18 protein-coding genes and 3 tRNA genes are annotated in these 20072 nt (G+C 58.8%); 9 read left to right on the top strand and 12 right to left on the bottom strand.

The window, feature by feature from the left end; genetic code table 11:
* Nucleotides 1-10: 10 nt before the first annotated feature.
* The 8 genes from D8M21_RS10030 to gyrB form a co-directional block, all read right to left on the bottom strand.
* A complete protein-coding gene (locus D8M21_RS10030; protein ID WP_048680670.1) occupies nucleotides 11-1294 on the bottom strand; it encodes an inorganic phosphate transporter in 1284 nt (427 codons plus the stop codon).
* A 220-nt stretch (nucleotides 1295-1514) separates the two neighbouring features.
* A tRNA-OTHER gene (locus tag D8M21_RS10025) sits at nucleotides 1515-1585 on the bottom strand.
* Between the two features lie 154 nt (nucleotides 1586-1739).
* Nucleotides 1740-1815: transfer RNA gene (locus D8M21_RS10020), tRNA-Ala, on the bottom strand.
* A 4-nt stretch (nucleotides 1816-1819) separates the two neighbouring features.
* Nucleotides 1820-1939: a DLW-39 family protein gene (locus tag D8M21_RS11520; protein ID WP_218189187.1), complete on the bottom strand. Its 120-nt coding sequence runs from the start codon at nucleotides 1937-1939 to the stop codon at nucleotides 1820-1822.
* A gap of 26 nt (nucleotides 1940-1965) precedes the next feature.
* Nucleotides 1966-2039, bottom strand: a tRNA-Ile gene (locus D8M21_RS10015).
* Nucleotides 2040-2150: 111 nt separating this feature from the next.
* Nucleotides 2151-2762: a DUF3566 domain-containing protein gene (locus D8M21_RS10010; protein ID WP_048680672.1), complete on the bottom strand. Its 612-nt coding sequence runs from the start codon at nucleotides 2760-2762 to the stop codon at nucleotides 2151-2153.
* Nucleotides 2759-5431: a DNA gyrase subunit A gene (gene gyrA / locus D8M21_RS10005; RefSeq protein WP_126855842.1), complete on the bottom strand. Its 2673-nt coding sequence runs from the start codon at nucleotides 5429-5431 to the stop codon at nucleotides 2759-2761. Before gyrA ends, D8M21_RS10010 begins: the two co-directional genes overlap by 4 nt.
* Nucleotides 5432-5524: 93 nt before the next feature.
* Nucleotides 5525-7549, bottom strand: a complete 2025-nt coding sequence (gene gyrB / locus D8M21_RS10000) for a DNA topoisomerase (ATP-hydrolyzing) subunit B (protein WP_048680674.1) — start codon at nucleotides 7547-7549, stop codon at nucleotides 5525-5527.
* A 385-nt stretch (nucleotides 7550-7934) separates the two neighbouring features.
* On the opposite strand from gyrB, the gene D8M21_RS09995 reads away from it, so the two are divergent.
* Nucleotides 7935-8252, top strand: coding sequence for a DUF6457 domain-containing protein (locus D8M21_RS09995; RefSeq protein ID WP_048680677.1), 318 nt, complete (start codon nucleotides 7935-7937; stop codon nucleotides 8250-8252).
* Entirely contained in the window at nucleotides 8249-9112 is an 864-nt protein-coding gene (fdhD, locus tag D8M21_RS09990; RefSeq protein ID WP_048680680.1) for a formate dehydrogenase accessory sulfurtransferase FdhD, read from the top strand. Before D8M21_RS09995 ends, fdhD begins: the two co-directional genes overlap by 4 nt.
* Here fdhD and D8M21_RS09985 read toward each other — a convergent pair.
* From D8M21_RS09985 to dnaA, 4 genes are all read right to left on the bottom strand, one after another.
* Nucleotides 9109-9744 carry a DUF721 domain-containing protein gene (locus tag D8M21_RS09985; RefSeq protein WP_048680682.1) on the bottom strand — a complete coding sequence of 212 codons (636 nt, stop codon included), beginning with the start codon at nucleotides 9742-9744 and terminating at the stop codon, nucleotides 9109-9111. The two genes, fdhD and D8M21_RS09985, sit on opposite strands and share 4 nt — an antisense overlap.
* Nucleotides 9741-11006 carry a DNA replication/repair protein RecF gene (gene recF / locus D8M21_RS09980; RefSeq protein WP_048680685.1) on the bottom strand — a complete coding sequence of 422 codons (1266 nt, stop codon included), beginning with the start codon at nucleotides 11004-11006 and terminating at the stop codon, nucleotides 9741-9743. The genes D8M21_RS09985 and recF overlap by 4 nt, the downstream gene beginning before the upstream one ends.
* A 12-nt stretch (nucleotides 11007-11018) precedes the next feature.
* On the bottom strand, nucleotides 11019-12143 hold the full coding sequence (dnaN, locus tag D8M21_RS09975) for a DNA polymerase III subunit beta (protein WP_048680688.1): 1125 nt from the start codon (nucleotides 12141-12143) through the stop codon (nucleotides 11019-11021).
* A 430-nt stretch (nucleotides 12144-12573) separates the two neighbouring features.
* A complete protein-coding gene (gene dnaA / locus D8M21_RS09970; RefSeq protein ID WP_048680690.1) occupies nucleotides 12574-14259 on the bottom strand; it encodes a chromosomal replication initiator protein DnaA in 1686 nt (561 codons plus the stop codon).
* Nucleotides 14260-14920: 661 nt separating this feature from the next.
* Here dnaA and rpmH point away from each other — a divergent pair.
* From rpmH to D8M21_RS09935, 7 genes are all read left to right on the top strand, one after another.
* Entirely contained in the window at nucleotides 14921-15058 is a 138-nt protein-coding gene (gene rpmH / locus D8M21_RS09965) for a 50S ribosomal protein L34 (RefSeq protein ID WP_048680695.1), read from the top strand.
* A gap of 97 nt (nucleotides 15059-15155) precedes the next feature.
* Complete coding sequence (rnpA, locus tag D8M21_RS09960; RefSeq protein WP_048680699.1) at nucleotides 15156-15542, top strand: ribonuclease P protein component; 387 nt, start codon at nucleotides 15156-15158, stop codon at nucleotides 15540-15542.
* Complete coding sequence (gene yidD / locus D8M21_RS09955; protein WP_048680702.1) at nucleotides 15539-15973, top strand: membrane protein insertion efficiency factor YidD; 435 nt, start codon at nucleotides 15539-15541, stop codon at nucleotides 15971-15973. The genes rnpA and yidD overlap by 4 nt, the downstream gene beginning before the upstream one ends.
* Before the next feature lie 13 nt (nucleotides 15974-15986).
* Nucleotides 15987-16955 (top strand): membrane protein insertase YidC, encoded by a 969-nt coding sequence (gene yidC, locus D8M21_RS09950; RefSeq protein WP_048680704.1) that lies wholly within the window; start codon nucleotides 15987-15989, stop codon nucleotides 16953-16955.
* 123 nt (nucleotides 16956-17078) lie between these two features.
* Nucleotides 17079-17720: a Jag family protein gene (locus D8M21_RS09945; protein ID WP_082156742.1), complete on the top strand. Its 642-nt coding sequence runs from the start codon at nucleotides 17079-17081 to the stop codon at nucleotides 17718-17720.
* Nucleotides 17717-18355, top strand: a complete 639-nt coding sequence (gene rsmG, locus D8M21_RS09940) for a 16S rRNA (guanine(527)-N(7))-methyltransferase RsmG (RefSeq protein WP_048680707.1) — start codon at nucleotides 17717-17719, stop codon at nucleotides 18353-18355. Before D8M21_RS09945 ends, rsmG begins: the two co-directional genes overlap by 4 nt.
* 222 nt (nucleotides 18356-18577) lie before the next feature.
* On the top strand, nucleotides 18578-19567 hold the full coding sequence (locus D8M21_RS09935; RefSeq protein WP_085528432.1) for a ParA family protein: 990 nt from the start codon (nucleotides 18578-18580) through the stop codon (nucleotides 19565-19567).
* Nucleotides 19568-20072 lie beyond the last annotated feature (505 nt).

Here is a 20072-nt window from a genome sequence, read left to right as displayed (position 1 = left end):
TCCTTCGTGTCTATCGATTCGAGGATCCGGCCTGGTGCGAGCTGCTCGTGGCATCTTGCCCGATCATCTCGCCAACCTTCTGGGGAACCAGGGGTCCGTTCAAGGAACTTTCCGGGTCGCCAGGGTTGGGGGTGGCAGCGTCGAGAGAGGCCGCTTCACCCTGCCATTCGTCGTTGACGTTGTCGTGAGTGACGGGAGTCTTGCGGGAACGAAGCCACATGTATCCGGAGAGCGCGATCAGCAGGGCGAACACCACGAGCGCGCCGACGAGTTCGTTGGAAACCATAGCGACGAGGTGTCCGATAAACCAGGTGATGGCACCGACGATGGCCGCTGCGGGGATCGTGATGACCCAGGCAGCAACCATGCGACCAGCCACACCCCAGCGAACTTGAGCACCCTTGCGGCCCAGGCCCGTACCGAGAATTGAACCGGTCGCGACGTGCGTCGTCGACAGAGCCATACCGAAGTGTGAAGAGGTCAAGATGATGGCGGCGGAAGCACCCTCGGCGGCCATACCCTGCGGGGAATCGATTTCGACGAGCCCTTTTCCAAGGGTTCGAATGATGCGCCAACCACCGAGATAGGTACCCAAGGCGATAGCCCCGGCACACGTGAGCTTGACCCAGAACGGGATATCCGCGCTCGGATCGATCGAGGACGAGGCAACGAGGGCCAAGAAGATGACACCCATCGTCTTCTGGGCGTCGTTGGTTCCGTGTGCCAACGAAACCAGCGAAGCGGTGCCCACCTGTCCCCAGCGGAAGCCACGTTCCTTTTCCGTGTCTCCCACCTTGCGGGTCAAGCGGTAAATCAACGCCGTACCAATAGTGGAAATGATCCCGGCAACAATAGGGGCGGCGACGGCGGGGATGATGACCTTGGCAACGATTCCGGTCCACAAGACACCGCTGACACCGAGGCCGGCGATGGTGGCACCAATCAAACCGCCAAAGAGTGCGTGGGAGGAACTCGAGGGAAGACCCAGGAGCCAAGTCAGAAGGTTCCACGTGATACCGCCGACCAGGCCGGTGAACACGATAATCATCAGGTCGCTGCCAGAAGTGAGCTGAAGGTTGACGACTTCCTTGCCGACCGTCTTGGCAACCTCAATAGAGAGGAATGCACCGACGAGGTTCAGGACGGCAGAAAGTGCAACCGCGACCTTGGGCTTGAGAGCACCGGTAGCGATGGATGTGGCCATGGCATTGCCGGTGTCGTGAAAGCCATTGGTGAAGTCGAAGACCAATGCCGTAACGATGACAATTGCGAGGATGATGAGTTCAGGTGTCACACGAAAATTATGCCGACGTGTATCTAAAGTCCAACCCTGACTTAGGTGAACAGCAGGTTAACTCGGTGCCGTGTACCTGTGATTTTAACAATGTTGTCCGTAGAGTAGACAGTTTGCCCTAGTGAGGTGGCACTCGGGTCGGTGCTTCTGGTCCCGATATATGGTTTCGGATACAGCAATGGCCCCTCCCTGTTGGGAGAGGCCATTGTGCTTTCTTCGGTGGAGGCGAAAGGACTCGAACCTCTAGCTTCTGCCCGAAGGCAGCTGCGCTACCAGTTGCGCCACACCCCCGAAGTTGTCCCCGCTTCCGTGGATCTCCCCACGTCAACAGGACCTCGTACAGCCTACAGCATGTCATGGATCGAACGCGAGTTTCGATCGTCGAACCGTGATGTACTCACAAAAAACCCGGAACATCGTCCGTACGATGCCCCGGGTTTTTCCGTGGTGGAGGCGAGGGGACTCGAACCCCTAACCCTCTGCTTGCAAAGCAGATGCGCTACCAATTGCGCCACGCCCCCAAAGTCAGATGACCGTGTCCGTGGATTCCTTCCACGTCCTCTTGGTCTCCTGAGAATCTTTTACTCGCTTGGTCACCACGAAGGCAACCGTACCGGCCGCGAGGGCCGCCAGGATCTTCCGCATGGGAACCTCCTTAGAGAAAGACTCTGTGGGCGTACCAGGAATTGAACCTGGGACCTCTTCGTTATCAGCGAAGCGCTCTAACCGTCTGAGCTATACGCCCTCATGGCCTTGGGCCGAAATAAAACACTACAGGACGACCAGCCAACCGCCAAATCGTTTCCCGGTGACCTCACCCACAGAGCGGGTCACCGGGACACGATACTGGAGAGGATTAGTCGTCCGTCAGGGTGACCCCGATGCCACCCACGAGCTTGGCTGCGATGTTGTACAGGAAGGCCGAAATCACGCCGAGAAGCGTCATCAAGACGACGTTCACAATCGACAAGATCGTTGCGTACAAGGCCACCTGACCGAGGGAGAGGTAGTCCGTAATCGACACCGCGTTGCCCTGGCTCGAGAGCATCGAGAGAACCGAATCCACGCCGCCGAAGATTCCCGTGATGTCGAAAACGAGCCACAGGATCACGGTCGCCACCACGACGACGATGCCCACGGCCACCGACAACAGGAAGACCAGCTTGGCGATCGACCACAGGTCCACCTTCGCGACGGTCAGGTGCGCACGACGAACCTTCGACCGAGGCGCCGGACGCACCAACGGGCGGGAGCTCGACGCCGGACGCCGATTGGCACCGTTTGCCGGTCCATTAGCGGGAGCCTTCGAAGGACCATTCGGGGATGCCTTCTTCGTGGCGGTCACCGATTCCCCGCGGGACGAACCACCCGCTGCGGGTTGCCGGCGGTTGTCGGCCGGCTTGCGCGCGGAGGAGCCGGGGGCGGCGGAAGACCTGCCTGCCGCATTCCCAGGTTTATTAGTGCTCACTCATTACCTCCGTGTGATGAAGATTCCGACTCGGCCGGAGTATCGGTCTGTTCACTACTGTTGTCCAACGGTACTGCATTTTCGGCATCCAACACTTCAACCGAACCATCTTCGGCAATCTGTTGTCCCTCGCCGACGCCCTTATCTTGGTTCCGAGCGATCGAAATGATGCGGTCGTTCTTGGCCGGCTTGGCAAAGATGACGCCCATGGTGTCGCGGCCCTTGGCGGGAACTTCCGAGACGTGAGAACGAGCCACCTTGCCGGACTGCATGACCACCAGGACTTCGTCGTCTTCCCCAACAATCAGACCGCCAACAAGGTCTCCTCGGTCCTCGACGAGCTTGGCCACCTTGATGCCCAAACCACCGCGGCCCTGAACACGGTACTCCTGAACCTTGGTCCTCTTGGCGTAGCCACCCTCGGTCACCACAAACACGTAGGAGTCATCGCTCACCACGTTCGCGGCCAACAGCTCATCGCCATCTCGGAATTTCATGCCAGTGACGCCACTGGTGGCGCGACCCATCGGGCGCAGGGCCTCATCGCTGGCCGTGAAGCGCAACGATTGTCCCTTACGGGAAATCAGCATGAGATCGTCGTCTGAGTGGGCGAGCTGTGCGGAGATGAGTTCGTCATCCTCACGCAGGTTCACAGCGATGACACCGGCGGTGCGATTGGTGTCGTAGTCGCTGAGTCGCGACTTCTTCACCAGACCGTGCTTGGTGGCCAACACCAGGTACGGTGCATCCTCGTACGTCCGCAAGGCCATCACACGGGCGATGGTTTCGCCCGGTTGGAAGGCCAACAGATTCGCGACGTGCTGACCCTTGGCATCACGACCGGCCTCAATGAGTTCGTAGGCCTTGGTGCGATACACCCGCCCGAAATTGGTAAAGAACAGAATCCAATTATGTGTGGTGGTGACGACGAGGTGCTCGACGAGGTCATCCCCGCGTAGCTGAGCACCTCGAATGCCCTTACCGCCACGATGTTGCGAACGGTACTGGTCGATTCGAGTGCGCTTGACGTAGCCGCCTCGGGTGATCGTGACGACCATGTCTTCCTCGGGGATGAGGTCCTCGACGGACATGTCGCCGTCGTACCCCATGAGGATTTGCGTGCGGCGGTCATCGCCGTAGCGGTTCACGATGTCGCCGAGTTCTTCCGAAATCAGCTCACGCTGGCGCTGTTCCGAAGCAATAATCGACTTGTATTCCTCGATCAGGCGCATGAGCTCGTCGTGACGATCCTGGATCTTCTTCCGTTCCAGGGCGGCCAGACGGCGCAGCTGCATGTTCAGGATGGCCTGAGCCTGGGCCTCGTCAATGTCGAGGAATTCCATCAACCCGGTGCGGGCGTCGTCCGCCGTGGGCGAGCGACGAATCAGGGCAATGACCTCATCCAACGCGTCGAGCGCCTTGAGCAAGCCGCGGAGAATATGGGCTTCTTCCTCGGCCTGACGCAGGCGGAATTGAGTCCGACGCACGATGACGTCCATCTGGTGGTGGACCCAATGCCGAATGAAGGCGTCGAGCGACAGCGTGCGAGGCACGCCGTCGACAATCGCGAGCATGTTGGCGGAGAAATTCTCCTGGAGCTGGGTGTGCTTGTAGAGGTTGTTCAACACGACCTTGGCGACGGCGTCGCGCTTGAGCACAATCACCAGGCGCTGACCGGTGCGGCCCGAGGTTTCATCCCGGATATCCGCAATGCCAGAGATTTTTCCGTCCTTGATGAGGTCGGCAATCTTGATGGCCAGGTTGTCCGGGTTGGCCTGGTACGGAAGTTCCGTCACCACCAGGCAGGTGCGCCCGTGAATTTCCTCCACATTGACGACGGCGCGCATGGTGATCGAACCGCGTCCCGTGCGGTAAGCATCCTCAATGCCCTTATGGCCGAGAATCTGCGCGCCGGTGGGGAAATCGGGCCCCTTGATGCGCTGGAGGAGTGCCTCGAGGAGTTCCTCGTTACCGGCTTCCGGATGGTCCAAGTACCACTGCACGCCGTCGGCGACCTCGCGGAGGTTATGCGGCGGAATGTTGGTGGCCATACCCACGGCAATGCCGGAAGAACCATTGACCAGAAGATTCGGGAAGCGAGCGGGAAGAACTACGGGCTCTTGGTTCTTGCCGTCGTAGTTGTCCTGGAAATCCACCGTGTTTTCTTGGATGTCCCGGACCATCTCCATGGCCAGCGGCGCCATCTTGCACTCGGTGTAACGGGGTGCGGCCGCGCCGTCGTTGCCTGGGGAACCAAAGTTTCCCTGTCCTAGGGCGAGGGGATACCGCATGATCCACTTCTGAATCAGGCGAACCAAGGTGTCGTAAATCGCGGTGTCGCCGTGGGGGTGGTACTGCCCCATGACCTCGCCGACGACGCGCGCGCACTTATTGAACGAACGGTCCGGCCGGTAGCCGCCGTCGTACATCGCGTAGATCACGCGGCGGTGAACGGGCTTGAGCCCATCGCGCACATCGGGGAGTGCACGGCCCACGATCACGGCCATCGCGTAGTCGAGATAGGACCGCTGCATCTCGGTTTGGAGATCGATGCGTTCGACGCGATCGGTCATCGTCGGGGTGCCTTCGAGGTCACCACCGAGGACCTCGCCCTCGATAGGTTCCCCGCCCTGGGGGTCATTCGTCGAACCGTTGTCTTCGGTACTCATGCTGTCTTCGTTCCGTCCTGGTGAATGTCGTCCATCGCGCGATATCGGCTATCCCGAGGCAATAAATGCCTCAAGGGGAATATTCAATGTCGGCTAAATATCGAGGAATCGAATGTCTTTGGCGTTCTTCTGAATGAACTCACGGCGGGACTCGACGTCCTCACCCATGAGCACCGAGAACACCTGGTCGGCGGCGGCTGCGTCTTCCATGGTGACCTGCAATAGCGTGCGGTGTTCGGGATCCATGGTGGTTTCCCACAGCTCGGTGTAGTCCATCTCGCCCAGACCCTTGTAGCGCTGAATTCCGTTGTCCTTCGGTAGGCGCTGATTATTCGCCAGACCACGGGCAACGACTTCGTCACGCTCGGCATCCGAGAACACGTAGTCGTGTGGGGCATTCGACCACTTGATGCGGTACAGCGGCGGTTGCGCGAGGTAAACGTAACCGGCATCGATCAGCGGCCGCATGAAGCGGAAGAGCAACGTCAACAACAAGGTGGTGATGTGCTGACCGTCGACATCGGCATCGGCCATCAGCACGATCTTGTGATAGCGGGCCTTCTCGATTTTGAAGTCGTCACCGATTCCGGCGCCGAAGGCCGTGATCATCGACTGAACTTCGGCGTTGGAGAGGGCCCGGTCCAGGCGGGCACGCTCCACATTGAGGATCTTGCCGCGCAACGGCAGGATCGCCTGACGCTCAGGATCGCGGCCCTGCACGGCCGAACCGCCTGCGGAGTCACCCTCCACAATGTAGATCTCGGAAATTTCCGGGTCTTTAGACGAGCAGTCCTTGAGCTTTCCGGGCATTCCACCGGATTCGAGGAGCCCTTTACGGCGGGTGGTTTCGCGAGCCTTACGGGCGGCGAGGCGCGCCTGGGCCGCGGTAATGGAACGACGAACGATGTCTTTGGCTTCATTCGGATTCCGCTCGAACCAATCCCCCAGTTGGTCCCAGACCTCACGCTGGACGAAGGTCTTGACCTCGGAATTACCGAGTTTGGTCTTGGTCTGGCCCTCGAACTGCGGTTCGGCGATCTTGACCGAAATAACGGCGGTCAGACCTTCACGGACGTCGTCGCCGGTGAGGTTGTCGTCCTTTTCCCGGAGAAGTTTGTTGTCGCGCGCATACCGGTTGATCAACGAGGTCAACGCCGTGCGGAAACCTTCTTCGTGGGTGCCGCCTTCATGGGTGTTGATCGTGTTGGCGTAGGTATGCACCGATTCTTTATAGGACTCGGTCCACTGCATCGCGAGTTCCAGGGACAGCTTCTTTTCGGTGTCCTCCACCTCGAGGGAGATGACGTCCTCGTGGATGACATTGACCCTTTGGCTCGAATTGAGGAACTTGACGTAGTCGAGCAGACCTTCGTCGTACTGATAGACGACGGTGCGGAAACCCTGGGAATTGGTCCCCTCTTGATTGACTTTGGCTTCGGTTTTCTTCTCGGTCGCGACTTCGTCGTCGAAATCTGCCGATTCGCGCTCATCGGTCAAGGTGATGCGCAATCCCTTATTGAGGAAAGCCATCTGCTGGAACCGTGCACGGAGGGTCTCGTAGTCGAAATCAACCGTTTCGAAGATTTCCGGGTCCGGATAGAAAACCTGCTGCGTGCCGGTTTCGGCGGTCTCTGCACCGCGCTGGAGTTCCTGGTTGGTCTTTCCGCCGTCGTGGAAGCTCATGGTCCACTCATAACCCTGCTGGCGCACGGTCGTTTCCACGCGGGTGGACAACGCATTCACCACGGAAATGCCGACGCCGTGCAAACCACCAGAAACCGCGTATCCGCCGCCGCCGAATTTACCGCCGGCGTGCAGCACGGTCATGACGACCTCAACCGTGGGCTTTCCTTCGGTGGGGTGCATGTCCACGGGGATGCCGCGGCCGTTGTCCACGACCTTGACGCCGCCGTCGGCCAAGAGGTTGATCTCAATGTGATCGCAGTACCCGGCCAGGGCCTCATCCACGGAGTTGTCGACGACTTCGTACACCAAGTGGTGCAATCCGCGTTCACCGGTTGACCCGATGTACATGCCCGGCCGCTTGCGGACGGCTTCGAGTCCCTTGAGGACGGTGATGTCGCTTGCGCCGTATTCGTGCTTTTCCTCGGCTGCCACTGTAGGGATTCAGCTCCTTGTATCCAGGCACCTCGAAGGGCCCGGTCCGGGTATCGGAAGCCGACGCATAACTTAGATAACATAACAATGTATCTGGGGGTACACGCCGACCGCCTCATGATCTTCCTTCGATTCTACCGGACTTTGGCGTTGTCAGCTCCGATTTCGAAGGTTCTTCGGGACTCTTAATGGCCGTCACAAGCATCTCAGCGGCCTTTGGCGAGCCTGACCCCTGGCACATGGGGGTTCACCCGCTCAAGGCCTTCATGACTAGAGAATCCCTGTGAGCCGTTTTCCGGTTCCTGGGTCGCATGTTTCCCTGGCTGGTCCATGCAGGACCGACTGACGGAGATTCCGCCAGACCATCAACGTCGAAAGGCACGTGATGACCGAAAATTCACTACCTCAACTCCAAGAGTGGTTGAACCGAGTTGCCGAGGAACTCGAGATCCCCAACGACGTCGTGATTCCGGGCCCGATTCTTGCCATGACCAAGGACGTCGCTCACGGGGTCATCCGCCCCGGAGCGCCCACCAGCTCGTATTTGGTGGGGGTGGCTTTGGGCCTGAGCATGGCCGAACATGCCGACGACGGAAAGGCTTCGACCACCGAACGACTGCAAGACCTCACGCATCGAGTCTCTGAACTGGTCACAACGGTTCGGCGTGAAGCGGGGCTAGAAGACGAGGCCGATTCAGAATGAGCCGTAGCGAAAAACGCACCCGAGTCATCCGTGTCACCGACGACGGCACCCGCGACGCCCGCGCCGACATGCTTGCCACGGAAGAACCTCTGGAAATACGGGTCAACGGTCGACGCCTCGCCGTCACCATGCGGACCCCTAGCGAAGATTTTTCCCTAGCCGCGGGCTTCCTGCTGAGCGAAGGAGTGGTGACCGACGGCGAGCAGATTTCCTCGATTCGGTACTGCCGCAAGGACTTTGGTCCCGGAGCGGAAGATGGCGACAACACGATCGACGTCGTCCTACAGCCATGGGTCTTGCCCCCTCTCCCCTTCCAGGAGCGGAACGTCATGATGTCCAGCGCGTGTGGCATGTGTGGCCGCACCAGCATCGATCAGGTGCACCAAAAATCGCAGTTCTCCACCTCGGAGGATCCTTTGCGCTTGTCAGAGGAGTTTGTCCTCCGAATGCCTCAGGTGCTGCGCGACCGTCAAAAGGTCTTCGACCACACCGGTGGCCTGCACGCCGCCGGGCTTTTCGATGGTCGAACAGGTGAACTGGTGGCGGTGCGCGAAGATGTCGGCCGACATAATGCGGTCGACAAAGTGCTGGGTTGGGCACTACTCGAGGGCAAACTTCCCTTGCGCCAGCATGTGCTCATGGTGTCCGGTCGAGCGAGTTTCGAACTCACACAGAAATGTGCCATGGCGGGCGTACCGATGTTGGCCTCCGTGTCGGCGCCGTCCTCCCTCGCCGTGGAGCTCGCGAAGGACGCCGGCATGACCCTTGCGGGCTTCGTCCGGGACCACCGATTCGTGATCTACAGCGGCGATGAGCGGATTGCCTCCGACATCGATGCGACGGAAGCCAACATCGCCTAACCGTAGGTGTCTCGAGGGCCTCGTCCGCCGGGAGCGACCCTGCGCCCCTTCCGCCACGAGGGCACATTGGGCCCGAGAACGCTAATCTTGGTGACGATTCCCCGGCCCAGTTCCTCCTCGAATGTCCTCATGAGCTGCGGGATCATGGTGCGCAAAGTAGTCGCGTAATTCGTGGAATCACACCGAATCACCACCACGGTGTCCTCGTAACTCTCGGGGCGGGAATGCGCCGCGATCGAGGGACCAACGAGGTCCGTCCACCGAGCCAAGACGCTGCTGACCGCGACGGGTTCCTTCCATCCCCGGGAAGAAATCATATGGGTCAAGACCGACCCCAGATTCTGCGGATCTCGCGAGGATTTACCCGGTCCCGTGTACCCGCCCAGAGTGCGCGGGTCCCAGCCTTCCTCACGCCACCGCCGCACCTTCGACTGGCCCGGTTCGGCAGAGACCACCTCACCGAAATCGCGAATAATCTTTTTGGCGGCGTGGCCGGTCAACCTTCCTTCACCCCGTGCTAAAGCGGCGGTTCGGAGCCGTTGCAGCAACGCGGCCGGCGCATCGACCTGGTTTCGTTCCAGGTCGCGGCGCACCTCCTCACCAGCGACATCGTCTCCCGGGGTCATGCTCATTCCGCCTCTTCGCCTCTCGACGACGCCGGAGGGTCACCGGGGAGTTCTCCAGCAGGATCTTCGGGAGCTGAGTTGTTGAGCGTCTCGTCGTCGACGACGACCGCCTGCCCCGGTGATACTCGAACGATACGGCGCGAATGATCCAGCTCGTCCGGGAGGTCTTCTTCCACCGCGCACGTCACAAGCACTTGTTCCGCCCCGGAAACGATCCGTGCCAAACGGGAACGTCGCGTCGCGTCGAGTTCGGCAAAGACATCGTCGAGGATCAGGATCGGGCAGGCCGCGGCGTCGTCGTGATCTGCCTGGTGCAGATACCAAGAGCCCAACCGCAGGGCCAGGGCGTATGACCATGTTTCCCCGTGCGAAGCATATCCTCGAGCGGGAATATCTCCCAGGATCAAGCTGATTTCATCACGATGTGGGCCTACGAGGCTCATGCCACGTTCCACCTCGTCGGAGGCCCGCTCTTCGAGTGCTGACTCCAACATCGCGCCCAATTCCTGAAGCGGAATACGCGAGAGCTCCGCGACGTTGGCGCCGGACCGTCGACCGAGGGCCGCCGATTCGTACACAAAACCGAGGGTCTTTCCTCCGTCGGTGAGTTGGTCATATGCGCGATCCGCGTGAGGCAAGAGGCCGGCCAGCACCTGAAATCGTGCCTGCATCATGCGCGCGCCAAGATTCACGAGCTGCCCATTCCAGACCTCGAGGGTCGCCCGGTCGTCGTCGCCCAAGGACTTCCCCGCACCTCGTTTGCGCAAAGACTTGAGCAGGGCGTTGCGCTGACGCAGCACCTTCTCATAGTCGGCCCGGTATCCACCGATAATGGGCCGCAGCGATACCGCAAGGTCATCAATAAAACGACGCCGCCCAGCAGGTTCACCCTTGATGAGCTCGAGGTCTTCCGGGGAGAACAAGACCGTCTGGCAGATGCCGAGGGCTTCGCGAACGCGAACCGGTGCGGCCCGGTTGATTCTGACTCTGTTGGCTTTACCGGGCGCGAGTTCGAGTTCCATGACGGTCTGTTGACCGCCGCGAATGACTCGGGAACGAATATAGGAACGCTCGGATCCCACGCGAATCAGCGGCGCATCGTTGCTGACCCGGTGTGACGACAGGTTAGCGGTGTAGTCGATGGCCTCGACAATATTGGTTTTGCCCACGCCATTCGGCCCCACCATGACGGTCAGTCCGGTGGTCAGCGGAAGATCCAGGAACCCGTAGGTTCTGAAATCCATGAGCGAGAGGTGATCTATATACACCTCGCGGCCCCTTTATTGATTCGGGAGGCGAACGGGCATCAGAAGGTAACGGTAATCCTTGCCATCTTCGCCGTCGAGATCGTCTTGAGCTGACAACACCGCGGGTTTGGGCGGCGTCGTGAACGAGAAACGTACGTAATCGCTTCCGAAGACGTGGAGCCCTTCGCTCAGGTACACAGGATTGAAGGCAACCGTGATGTCGTCGCCGTCGAGACGGGCATCGAGCACCTCGTTGGCTTGGGCGTCCTCGCCGGTGCCCGCATCCAAGGTGAGTTGGCCTTGAGTGAAGGCGAGGCGAACCGGGGTGTTCCGCTCTGCAACGAGCGAGACACGGCGAACGGCCTCGACCAGCTCCGAAGTTTTGACGACGGCGTGAATCGGGGTCTGATCCGGGAAGAGCGAGCGGATCTTGGGGTATTCGCCGTCGACGAGCAGGCTAGTGGTGCGACGACCGCCCGATTCGAAACCGACGAGTTCGTGAGAATCAGAGAGGGCGATCTTCAACAGACCGGCATTGCCCAAGGTTTTAGCCACTTCATTGAGGGTTTTTGCCTTGATCAGAGCGGCCGTGGAGATCTCCGGGTTGGTGGGTTCCCAGGTGAGCTCGCGCATGGCCAGGCGGTAACGGTCCGTTGCCAAGAGGGTCATGGTGGAACCTTCGATCTCGACGCGGACGCCGGTCAGGATCGGAAGGGTGTCGTCGCGGCTAGCGGCAATGATGACCTGAGAGATCGCGTGTGCGAAGGCCGCTCCGTCGACCGTTCCTGAAATTTCAGGAAGTCCGGGAAGTTCTGGGTACTCAGAAACGGGCATGGCCGCGAGGTTGAACTTGGAGGAACGGCAGTTCAGGTAGACCTTCGAATCGTGCGTCTCGATTTCGACGGGTGCCGAAGGCAAAGAGCGGCAGATATCTGCGAGGAGTCGGCCTGATACGAGAGTTTCGCCTTCTTCCATGACCTCAGCGGCGATGTTGAGCTTTGCCGAGGTTTCGTAATCGAAGCTGGCGATCGACACTTCGTTGCCGGAGGCCTTGATGAGAAGACCGGAAAGCACGGGTACCGGAGGGCGGGGAGAGAGGGAACGAGCTGTCCAAGTGACAGCTTCGGCGAGTACGTCTCGATCAACTGAGAATTTCACGTGCGCGAAGTCCCTCTCTGGAAGGTGGTTGGTCTCTAGGTTGAGCCTACCGGAGAGAAGGCATCCGTAGGATTCTTGTAATTTCAGAACTCCAGAGATCCTGGAGGCCCTGCCGGCGGGTTTCGGATCGGAGATTTGTTATTTGGAATGATCTCTTTAAAGGATCAGTAGTGTTAATAACGCATGTGGATTCTGTGGATAACCCCTTACATCACTGCCGGCAGTAGGGTCGAGGCTGTAGATAGATTGTGGGTGAAGAAGATCGTCATCGTGGATGGTCTGTGCAGGAATTTTGGGTCCTCAGCGTCGTTTCCACAGAGGCCGGCAGGTTGTCCCCTTAAGGTCCACAGTTCCTCGGGTGAAATCCACACTCTCATCCACAGGTGTTAATAAACAGGTTTTCCACCGATTCTTGGGACCTGTGGATAACTTAGCCCTCGCGTTGTTGCTGCTTGATCCTGTTGGTCAGCTCGGTGACCTGGTTGAAGATCTGGCGTCGTTCAGCCATCAACTTCCGAATCTTGCGATCTGCGTGCATCACGGTCGTGTGGTCTCGTCCCCCGAATTCTTGGCCGATCTTCGGAAGAGACATGTCCGTGAGTTCCCGCAACAGGTACATGGCGATCTGACGGGCGGTGACAAGTGTTCGGTTACGGGATTTGCTGCGGAGCTCATCCAGAGAAATCTCGAAGTAGTTGGCGGTTTGTCCGAGAATGGCCGATGAGGTGATCTCCGGGACGCCGTCGTCGGTAATGAGATCTTTGAGCACCAGTTCGGCCAAGGGAAGGTCCACCCGCTGCTTATTGAGCGAAGCGAACGCCGTAACCCGGATCAGGGCGCCTTCCAGCTCACGGATATTCGTCGTGATGTTGGAAGCGATGTATTCCATGACGTCGTCGGGGGCATCGAGATCCTCGTTCTGAGCCTTCTTGCGAAGGATCGCGATGCGAGTTTCCAACTCTGGGGGTTGGACGTCGGTGATGAGTCCCCACTCGAATCGCGAACGCATGCGTTCGGCGAAGCCGGAGAGTTGTTTCGGAGGAAGATCCGAGGTGATGACGATCTGTTTTTTGTGATTGTGCAGGGCATTGAACGTATGGAAGAACTCTTCTTGCGTGTGTTCCTTGCCTGCCAGGAACTGGATGTCATCGATCAGCAGCAGGTCAACATTGCGGTAGATCTGCTTGAAGCTGGAGCCTTCGTCGTCGCGAATCGAGTTAATGAAGTCGTTGGTGAATTCTTCTGAATTGACGTACCGAACGCGGTGGTTGGGGTAAAAACGCTTGGCGTAGTGACCGATCGCGTGCAACAGGTGAGTCTTGCCCAGTCCGGAGTCACCGTAGATGAACAGCGGGTTATACGCACTGGCCGGGTTTTCGGCGACGGCGAGGGCGGCAGCATGGGCAAAACGGTTCGACTGACCGATCACAAACGTGTCGAACATGTATTTGTCGTTCAGACGAGCCGAGCTGTCCCACACGATCTCTTCTTGGCCACGATCGTATGCGTCACGAGGAATATCTTCACCGCGATCCGGTCCATTCACGCGCGGTGCGGGAAGATCGACTCCGGCGCTTTGGATTCGTGAGGGACTCTCCTCATCCATGCGCGGAACGTCCACGGGCGAAGAGTGAGACGCCGCATGGCCGCGCTCGGCTTCCAATTCGCTGATGGGCGGCATCGAGGAACCGGATACGGTCACGGAATTCTCGTGTCGCAAAGATGGCTCAGGCGGGAGATCGCGGTTGGAATCCGCGGTTTGGGGCTCGGCGTCGCCCCAAGATGATGAGGATTGCCGCTGTGAGGACGGGGCGGGCGTGGTCGACGACTGCGGAACGCTGCTATCGAGCTCCGGATCGATGACGAATGCCTCGGTGATGTCTTGGCCGAAAGAGGCCGCGATGGACTCTTTAAAGGCCTGATGCATTTCCGTCTGGAAGATATCGCGGGTGTACTCGTTGGGAACCGCGATGATCAGGGTGTTTCCAAAGAGACCTTGAGGCTGAGCGAGTGGTAGGAAGGCTCGAAGGCGCCGGGCCAGATTCACATTCGCGCGAAGTTCGGAGATGCACGCATCCCAACGGGTTTGAACCTCGTCGTTGCCCTGAATGCTCACTGTTCTCCTAGGTCTCGGGACGGCTTCCGGTACGAAACGTGGCCTCCCTTGAATTTCCGTCCTTTCTCGGGCCCTGAGGGGCTCAAGAACGATCGGACATCGAAGGGGTGCCGGCGGTGTTCCACGTGCTCTACCCAGGTTCTCCACACGTTTGTCCACACCTGTGGATATTGTGGAAAACCTCGGACGACTCTAGATAGCTTAGGGCATGAGAAGGCCCCTCAGGCCCTCAAATTCGGGGAATTCTGTAATCACAACTTTGTAGTTCCGCGGCATATCGCGCTTGGGGAGGGTAAAATTTTTTTCGGATTATCCACAGCTGTGCACACTTGGATACACACAGGTTGGGGATGTTGACAGTTGGTCTTCAGAAGTGTCACGTCTCCCAGTCGAATATGGGTGTGGCGTGCGTCTATTGTGCGAGTTTTCGCCTCAGATGACTTGACCGTTTCACGCGCTGGCTCGTAGAGTTTGTTAGTCAACTGCGCGTTGGACTATGTCCACCTGCCCGAAACCGCCCCTGCAAGGTGCGGGGAAATGGGCTGGATGAACCGACAGCGCGGCTGAACCGACAGCGCCCATCTTCTGTTCCTGATCGGGATGTGGTCCTCGCGGACCCACAGCAGGGTAGGCCCAACCAACAGTCTTTGGAGTTATTACAGTGAGCAAGCGGACTTTTCAGCCGAATAACCGCCGTCGTGCCAAGAAGCACGGCTTCCGTCTTCGTATGCGCACCCGCGCCGGTCGTGCCATCTTGGCTAACCGTCGCGCCAAGGGTCGCGCTTCGGTTTCGGCGTAACTGACTCCCTCTTTGAGGGGATCTCTTCTGGTCGGAGGCTTCTTCTCGGAGCTTCGATGCCAGACGCCATACCGGTCTGCGTAGAAGGAGCCTTGACGTGCTGGCACAACAGCACCGGATGAGGACTTCTCAACAGTTCTCAGCAACTACACGTTCCGGCGTCCGCAGTGGACGCCGGAACTTAGTTCTATATGCGCGCCTTCTGCCTGAGGAAACAACCCCCACCGTATGTGGCTTCGTGGTGTCAAAGGCGGTGGGCAATGCCGTGACGCGAAACCTCGTCAAGAGGCGGTTGCGTGAACTCGTGGCCGTCACCATCAAAGGCTTTCCTTCCGGTCTGAGCATCGTCGTCCGGGCTCTCCCTCCTGCGGCGGAAGCCTCCTGGGAGGAACTGTCGAAGGACTACGACGCCGCTTGGTCGAGTGTGTCCCGAAAGATCGATGTGGATGTGTCTTCTGACCCCACCCTGGAGAAGGCGCAATGACCGATCACACCGGACATCTTTCCGCCGGACACCCGGCTTCAGATCCCCTCGATGACCGCCTGCAGGCGGCGCCTAGGGAATACGTCCGACCGCGGAGTCTGGGAGAAGCCGTGTGGACACTCCCCCAAAACCTGGTGATCGGATTTCTCCGCTTATACCGACGGTTGATCTCGCCGCTGTATGGCGACGTCTGCCGCTTTTTCCCTACGTGCTCGGCCTATGGGTTGGAATCCGTGACGGTTCACGGGACGGTCCGCGGTATCGGGCTGACCGTGAGACGATTGATTCGGTGCCACCCCTGGGCGACCGGTGGTGTGGATCCCGTACCTCCTGGCCGGCGAACTTTCACGCCGGGCACCGAGCCCAAGATTTTGCTGTTGAACCATCCGCCGATGGCGGAGTACACGACGCCCCACAAGCCTCGGGGCTAGGAGTCAATTCCTGATGAATCCAATCGACATCATTCTGTGGCCCTTCAAATGGATTGTTTCGGCCGTCCTCTGGGTCTTCCACAGTCTGTTCACTGCCATCGGCATGGATCCGGCAAACGGCTGGACCTGGGTGCTGGCCATCGTGTTCATGACCTTCGTGATGCGTATCCTCACGGTTCCGCTCTTCATGAAGCAGATCAAATCTATGCGCGGGATGCAGGAACTTCAGCCCGAAATGGCCAAGATTCAGGCCAAGTACAAGGGTAAAAAGGACCAGCTGTCTCGTCAGGCCATGGCTCAGGAGCAGATGGCCCTCTACAAGTCCAAGGGCGCGAACCCGCTGTCCTCGTGCTTCCCGATCATCGTTCAGATGCCGATCTTCTTCGGTCTGTTGCAGGTGCTCCGAGGCGTCCCGGCGGCGTCGCAGAACCATGAAGGAATTCTCGTTCTCTCCGCGGACATGGTGCACCAGTTCAATGACGCGTACATCTTGGGCGCGCCCTTGTTCTCGACGCTCATGCAGCCGGGCAACGGCAATCACGTCGCCACCGTCACGATGGCGATCGTCATGATCATCGCGATGTCGTTGACGCAGTTCTTCACTCAGCGACAGCTCACCGCGAAGAACATGAGCGCACAGGCCAAAGAATCGCCGATGTACCGTCAGCAGCAGATGCTGATGTACCTGTTCCCGATCATCTTCGCTATCGGTGGCATCAACTTCCCGCTCGGTGTGTTGGTCTACTGGACCGTGTCGAACTTCTGGGCCATGGGCCAGCAGTGGTGGGTCATTCGCAACAACCCGACTCCCGGTTCCGAAGCCGAAAAGGAGCTCAACCGTCGTCGTGCGGAGAAGGGCCTCCCCCCGGTTGGTAAGACTAAGGAACAGCACGAGGCGGAACTCGAAGAGCAGCGTGAGCGTGCCAAAGGCGGGCAGCGGAAGCAGCCGGTCAGTAAGAATAGGCAGAAAAAGAAGAAGTAGTGCAACGTGGTCCGGCCCAGCAGGATGGGGCCGGACACCGTTGTCTTGAGTCCCTTGTGGGCGCGTCAGGTGCCCAAACGGATAGCTGCGCCGGAGCACCGGCCGCGGAAGCAGGAGATGTACATGGTTGATCATCACGAAGATCGCGCAGAGACCACCGAGGATGCGGGAGAGGCCACGGGCCCCGTCGCGGATCAACAGGCCGGAGGTACCCAGGAGAATTCTGCCTCGTCGGAGAACGACATCGTCGACGAGACGTCCGCCGATGAGGTTCTTGCCGATGAAGCCGAAGATGAGAGCGAAATCGCCGCCGACTACTTGGAAGAGCTCCTCGACATTGCGGATCTGGATGGCGACATCGACATCGAGGTTCACCAGAACCGGACTTACCTTTCGGTCGTGACGGACGAGAACGAAGAAGACCTTGAGCTCCTGGTGGGACGCCGTGGCGAAGTCCTGGACGCCCTTCAAGAGCTCGTGAGGCTTTCCGTTTTGGCTGCGACCGGTGAACGTACCCGCTTGATTCTCGACGTAGCAGGCTACCGAGATCGTCGAGGGAAAGAACTCCGGGATATGGCCGTGAATGCCATTGAATCTGTGAAGGATACCGGTGAACCTTGCCATCTCAAGCCGCTGAGCCCTTATGAGCGCAAACTGGTGCACGACGTCGTGGCCGAACACGGGTTCCATTCGGAGTCGGAGGGTGAAGGCTCACGTCGACACATCGTTATTACGTCTCCGCAGTCCAATGGAGTCTCCGAATGAATTCGGAAACCGAGTTGGTCGGTGCTGAACGCGAGGCCTCGGAAGCGGTATTCGGGGACAATCTGGACCTTGCGGAGCGCTACGTCGAACACCTGGCCACCAGCGGGATTGAACGCGGGCTGATTGGCCCGCGGGAGGTCCCCCGGCTGTGGTCGCGCCATGTGCTGAACTGCGCCGTGGTGGAGGGTCTCATTGAGCGCGAGGCACGTGTTGCTGACGTTGGTTCTGGGGCCGGGTTGCCTGGCCTCTGTTTGGCCATCGCCCGGCCAGACCTGGAAATTTCGTTGATTGAGCCCCTCGAGCGTCGGATTATCTGGCTGGAGGAAGTCGTCGACGACTTGGGTCTCGACAATGTGGAATTGCTGCGCGGTCGCGCGGAACAATTTGTGGGCGATCTCGAGGTCGACGTCGTCACGGCTCGTGCGGTCTCCGCTTTGGTGGGCCTGGTGGATATGACGCTGCCGCTTCTGCGCGGTACCGGCAAACTACTGGCCCTCAAGGGAAAGACCGCTGACGAAGAAATTTTGAAGGCGCAGAAGAAGCTGAACAAGTATGGCGCCCGGTCAACGGAAATCCTGACGGTTGGTGAGTCGATTCTGGAGCAACCGACGACGGTCGTACGCGTCGAGCTGTAGTTCCTGCTGTGATTCCCTCGTCGGATTGCCCGAACTGGGTCAGGCGATCCGTCGAGTTCTCCGTATCGTTTGGCGACCGGTGATCCACATCTGAAGGGAATGGCTGTATATCAATTCGAGGTTGCGGGTACTCTGGTGTGATGTGGAATCTATTCTCGGATCGTGAAAGGGACATAACTGGTGGCAGGACGACATAGGGCTCCCGATCCAACAGATGCGGGTATGCCGCCCAACCCTCAGGACCAATCTGATCCGGTTGTGCCAGATCAAGGTCGTCATGTTTCACGTGAAACGGTCGATTCCCTGACGTCCAAAATCAAAATTACGGATCGCCTGAAGTACCCCGTTGCGAGAGAGCTGATGAACGAAAAGAAGCGATGGAAGAAGTTGGCGAAACAACCGGTTCCTCGGCCCGCCGAGACCCGAGTCTTCACCATCAGCAATCAAAAGGGCGGTGTTGGGAAAACCAGCACGGCCGTTAACCTGGCGGCCGCAATGGCTGATCGGGGCTTAGAGACCTTGGTGGTAGATATCGATCCCCAGGGGAACGCCTCGACGGCGCTCAATATTGAGCATGGAGTCGAGGTGGATTCCACCTATGACGTCCTCATTGATGCGGCACCCATGAGCGACGTCGTCAAACAGTGCCCAGAGTATCCGAACCTCTATTGCCTTCCTTCCAACATTGATTTGGCTGGCGCGGAGATCGAGTTGGTGTCACTGGTTGCCAGGGAGCAACGCTTGGACAGGGCGCTCCAGGAGTATGCAAAGTATAGGGAAGAGCAGGGACTCCCCCGCTTGGACTACATCTTTATTGATTGCCCGCCGTCGCTCGGCCTCCTCACCATCAACGCCTTTGTGGCCGCCAAAGAGGTTCTTATACCGATTCAGTGCGAATACTATGCACTGGAAGGGCTTAGCCAGCTCCTTAAGAACATCGAGTTGGTACAGAAGCACCTCAACCCGACGCTGAGTGTCAGTACCATTTTGCTGACAATGTACGACGGACGCACCAACCTGGCCTCCCAGGTCGCTTCCGAGGTGCGGGAACATTTCCCGAAGCAGGTTCTGGACGCGGTAATTCCGCGGTCTGTCAGGATCTCAGAGGCGCCAAGTTACCAACAGACCGTTCTCTCGTACGACCCACAGTCCACTGGCGCGTTGTCCTATCTGGAAGCGGCAGTTGAGATCGCGCACAAGGGAGCCCAATAGATCAAGATTGAGGGCCCGATACCGAAAGGTATCGGGCCCTTTTTTTATTCCCTAATCCTCCTTGTGGCCGAATGATCGGGGTGCGACGTGTAACTACATGGTCTATGCGATCGTGGAACCCGAACCCGGCACTACTCCCCTGCCCGGGCAATGTTTCACATGAAACATTGCCCGTTCCTGAGTGAAGAAGTCAGTGGATCGGGTTCCCCTTCAAGTGGCACTCCCCTGTGAAGCGGGATCGAACTTCTAAGTGCCACGACCAAATTGACGTCACGTAACTAAAACGACTAGAAAATTCCGCCTTCGGGAGTCATTGGGAGGCGACTGTTCCGTTTCACGTGAAACACCGACGTGGGATGGAAAGGCGGAAAGTCAGCGGCAACGCACGAGATCGTTCCGGAGTTGCTTTTCGTCTCCGTATCGCGTGCGGCCACGTAGTACTCACTAAGCGCCACGTTTCACGTGAAACGCCACAAAATGGCAGCTTGTAGCCGCAAAATCCAGT

This window comes from Kocuria sp. HSID16901, from assembly GCF_003989425.1.
Classification (GTDB): domain Bacteria; phylum Actinomycetota; class Actinomycetes; order Actinomycetales; family Micrococcaceae; genus Rothia; species Rothia massiliensis.
The sequence above is the reverse complement of the archived record's forward strand: the minus strand, read 5'-3'. Positions and strand labels throughout refer to the sequence as shown.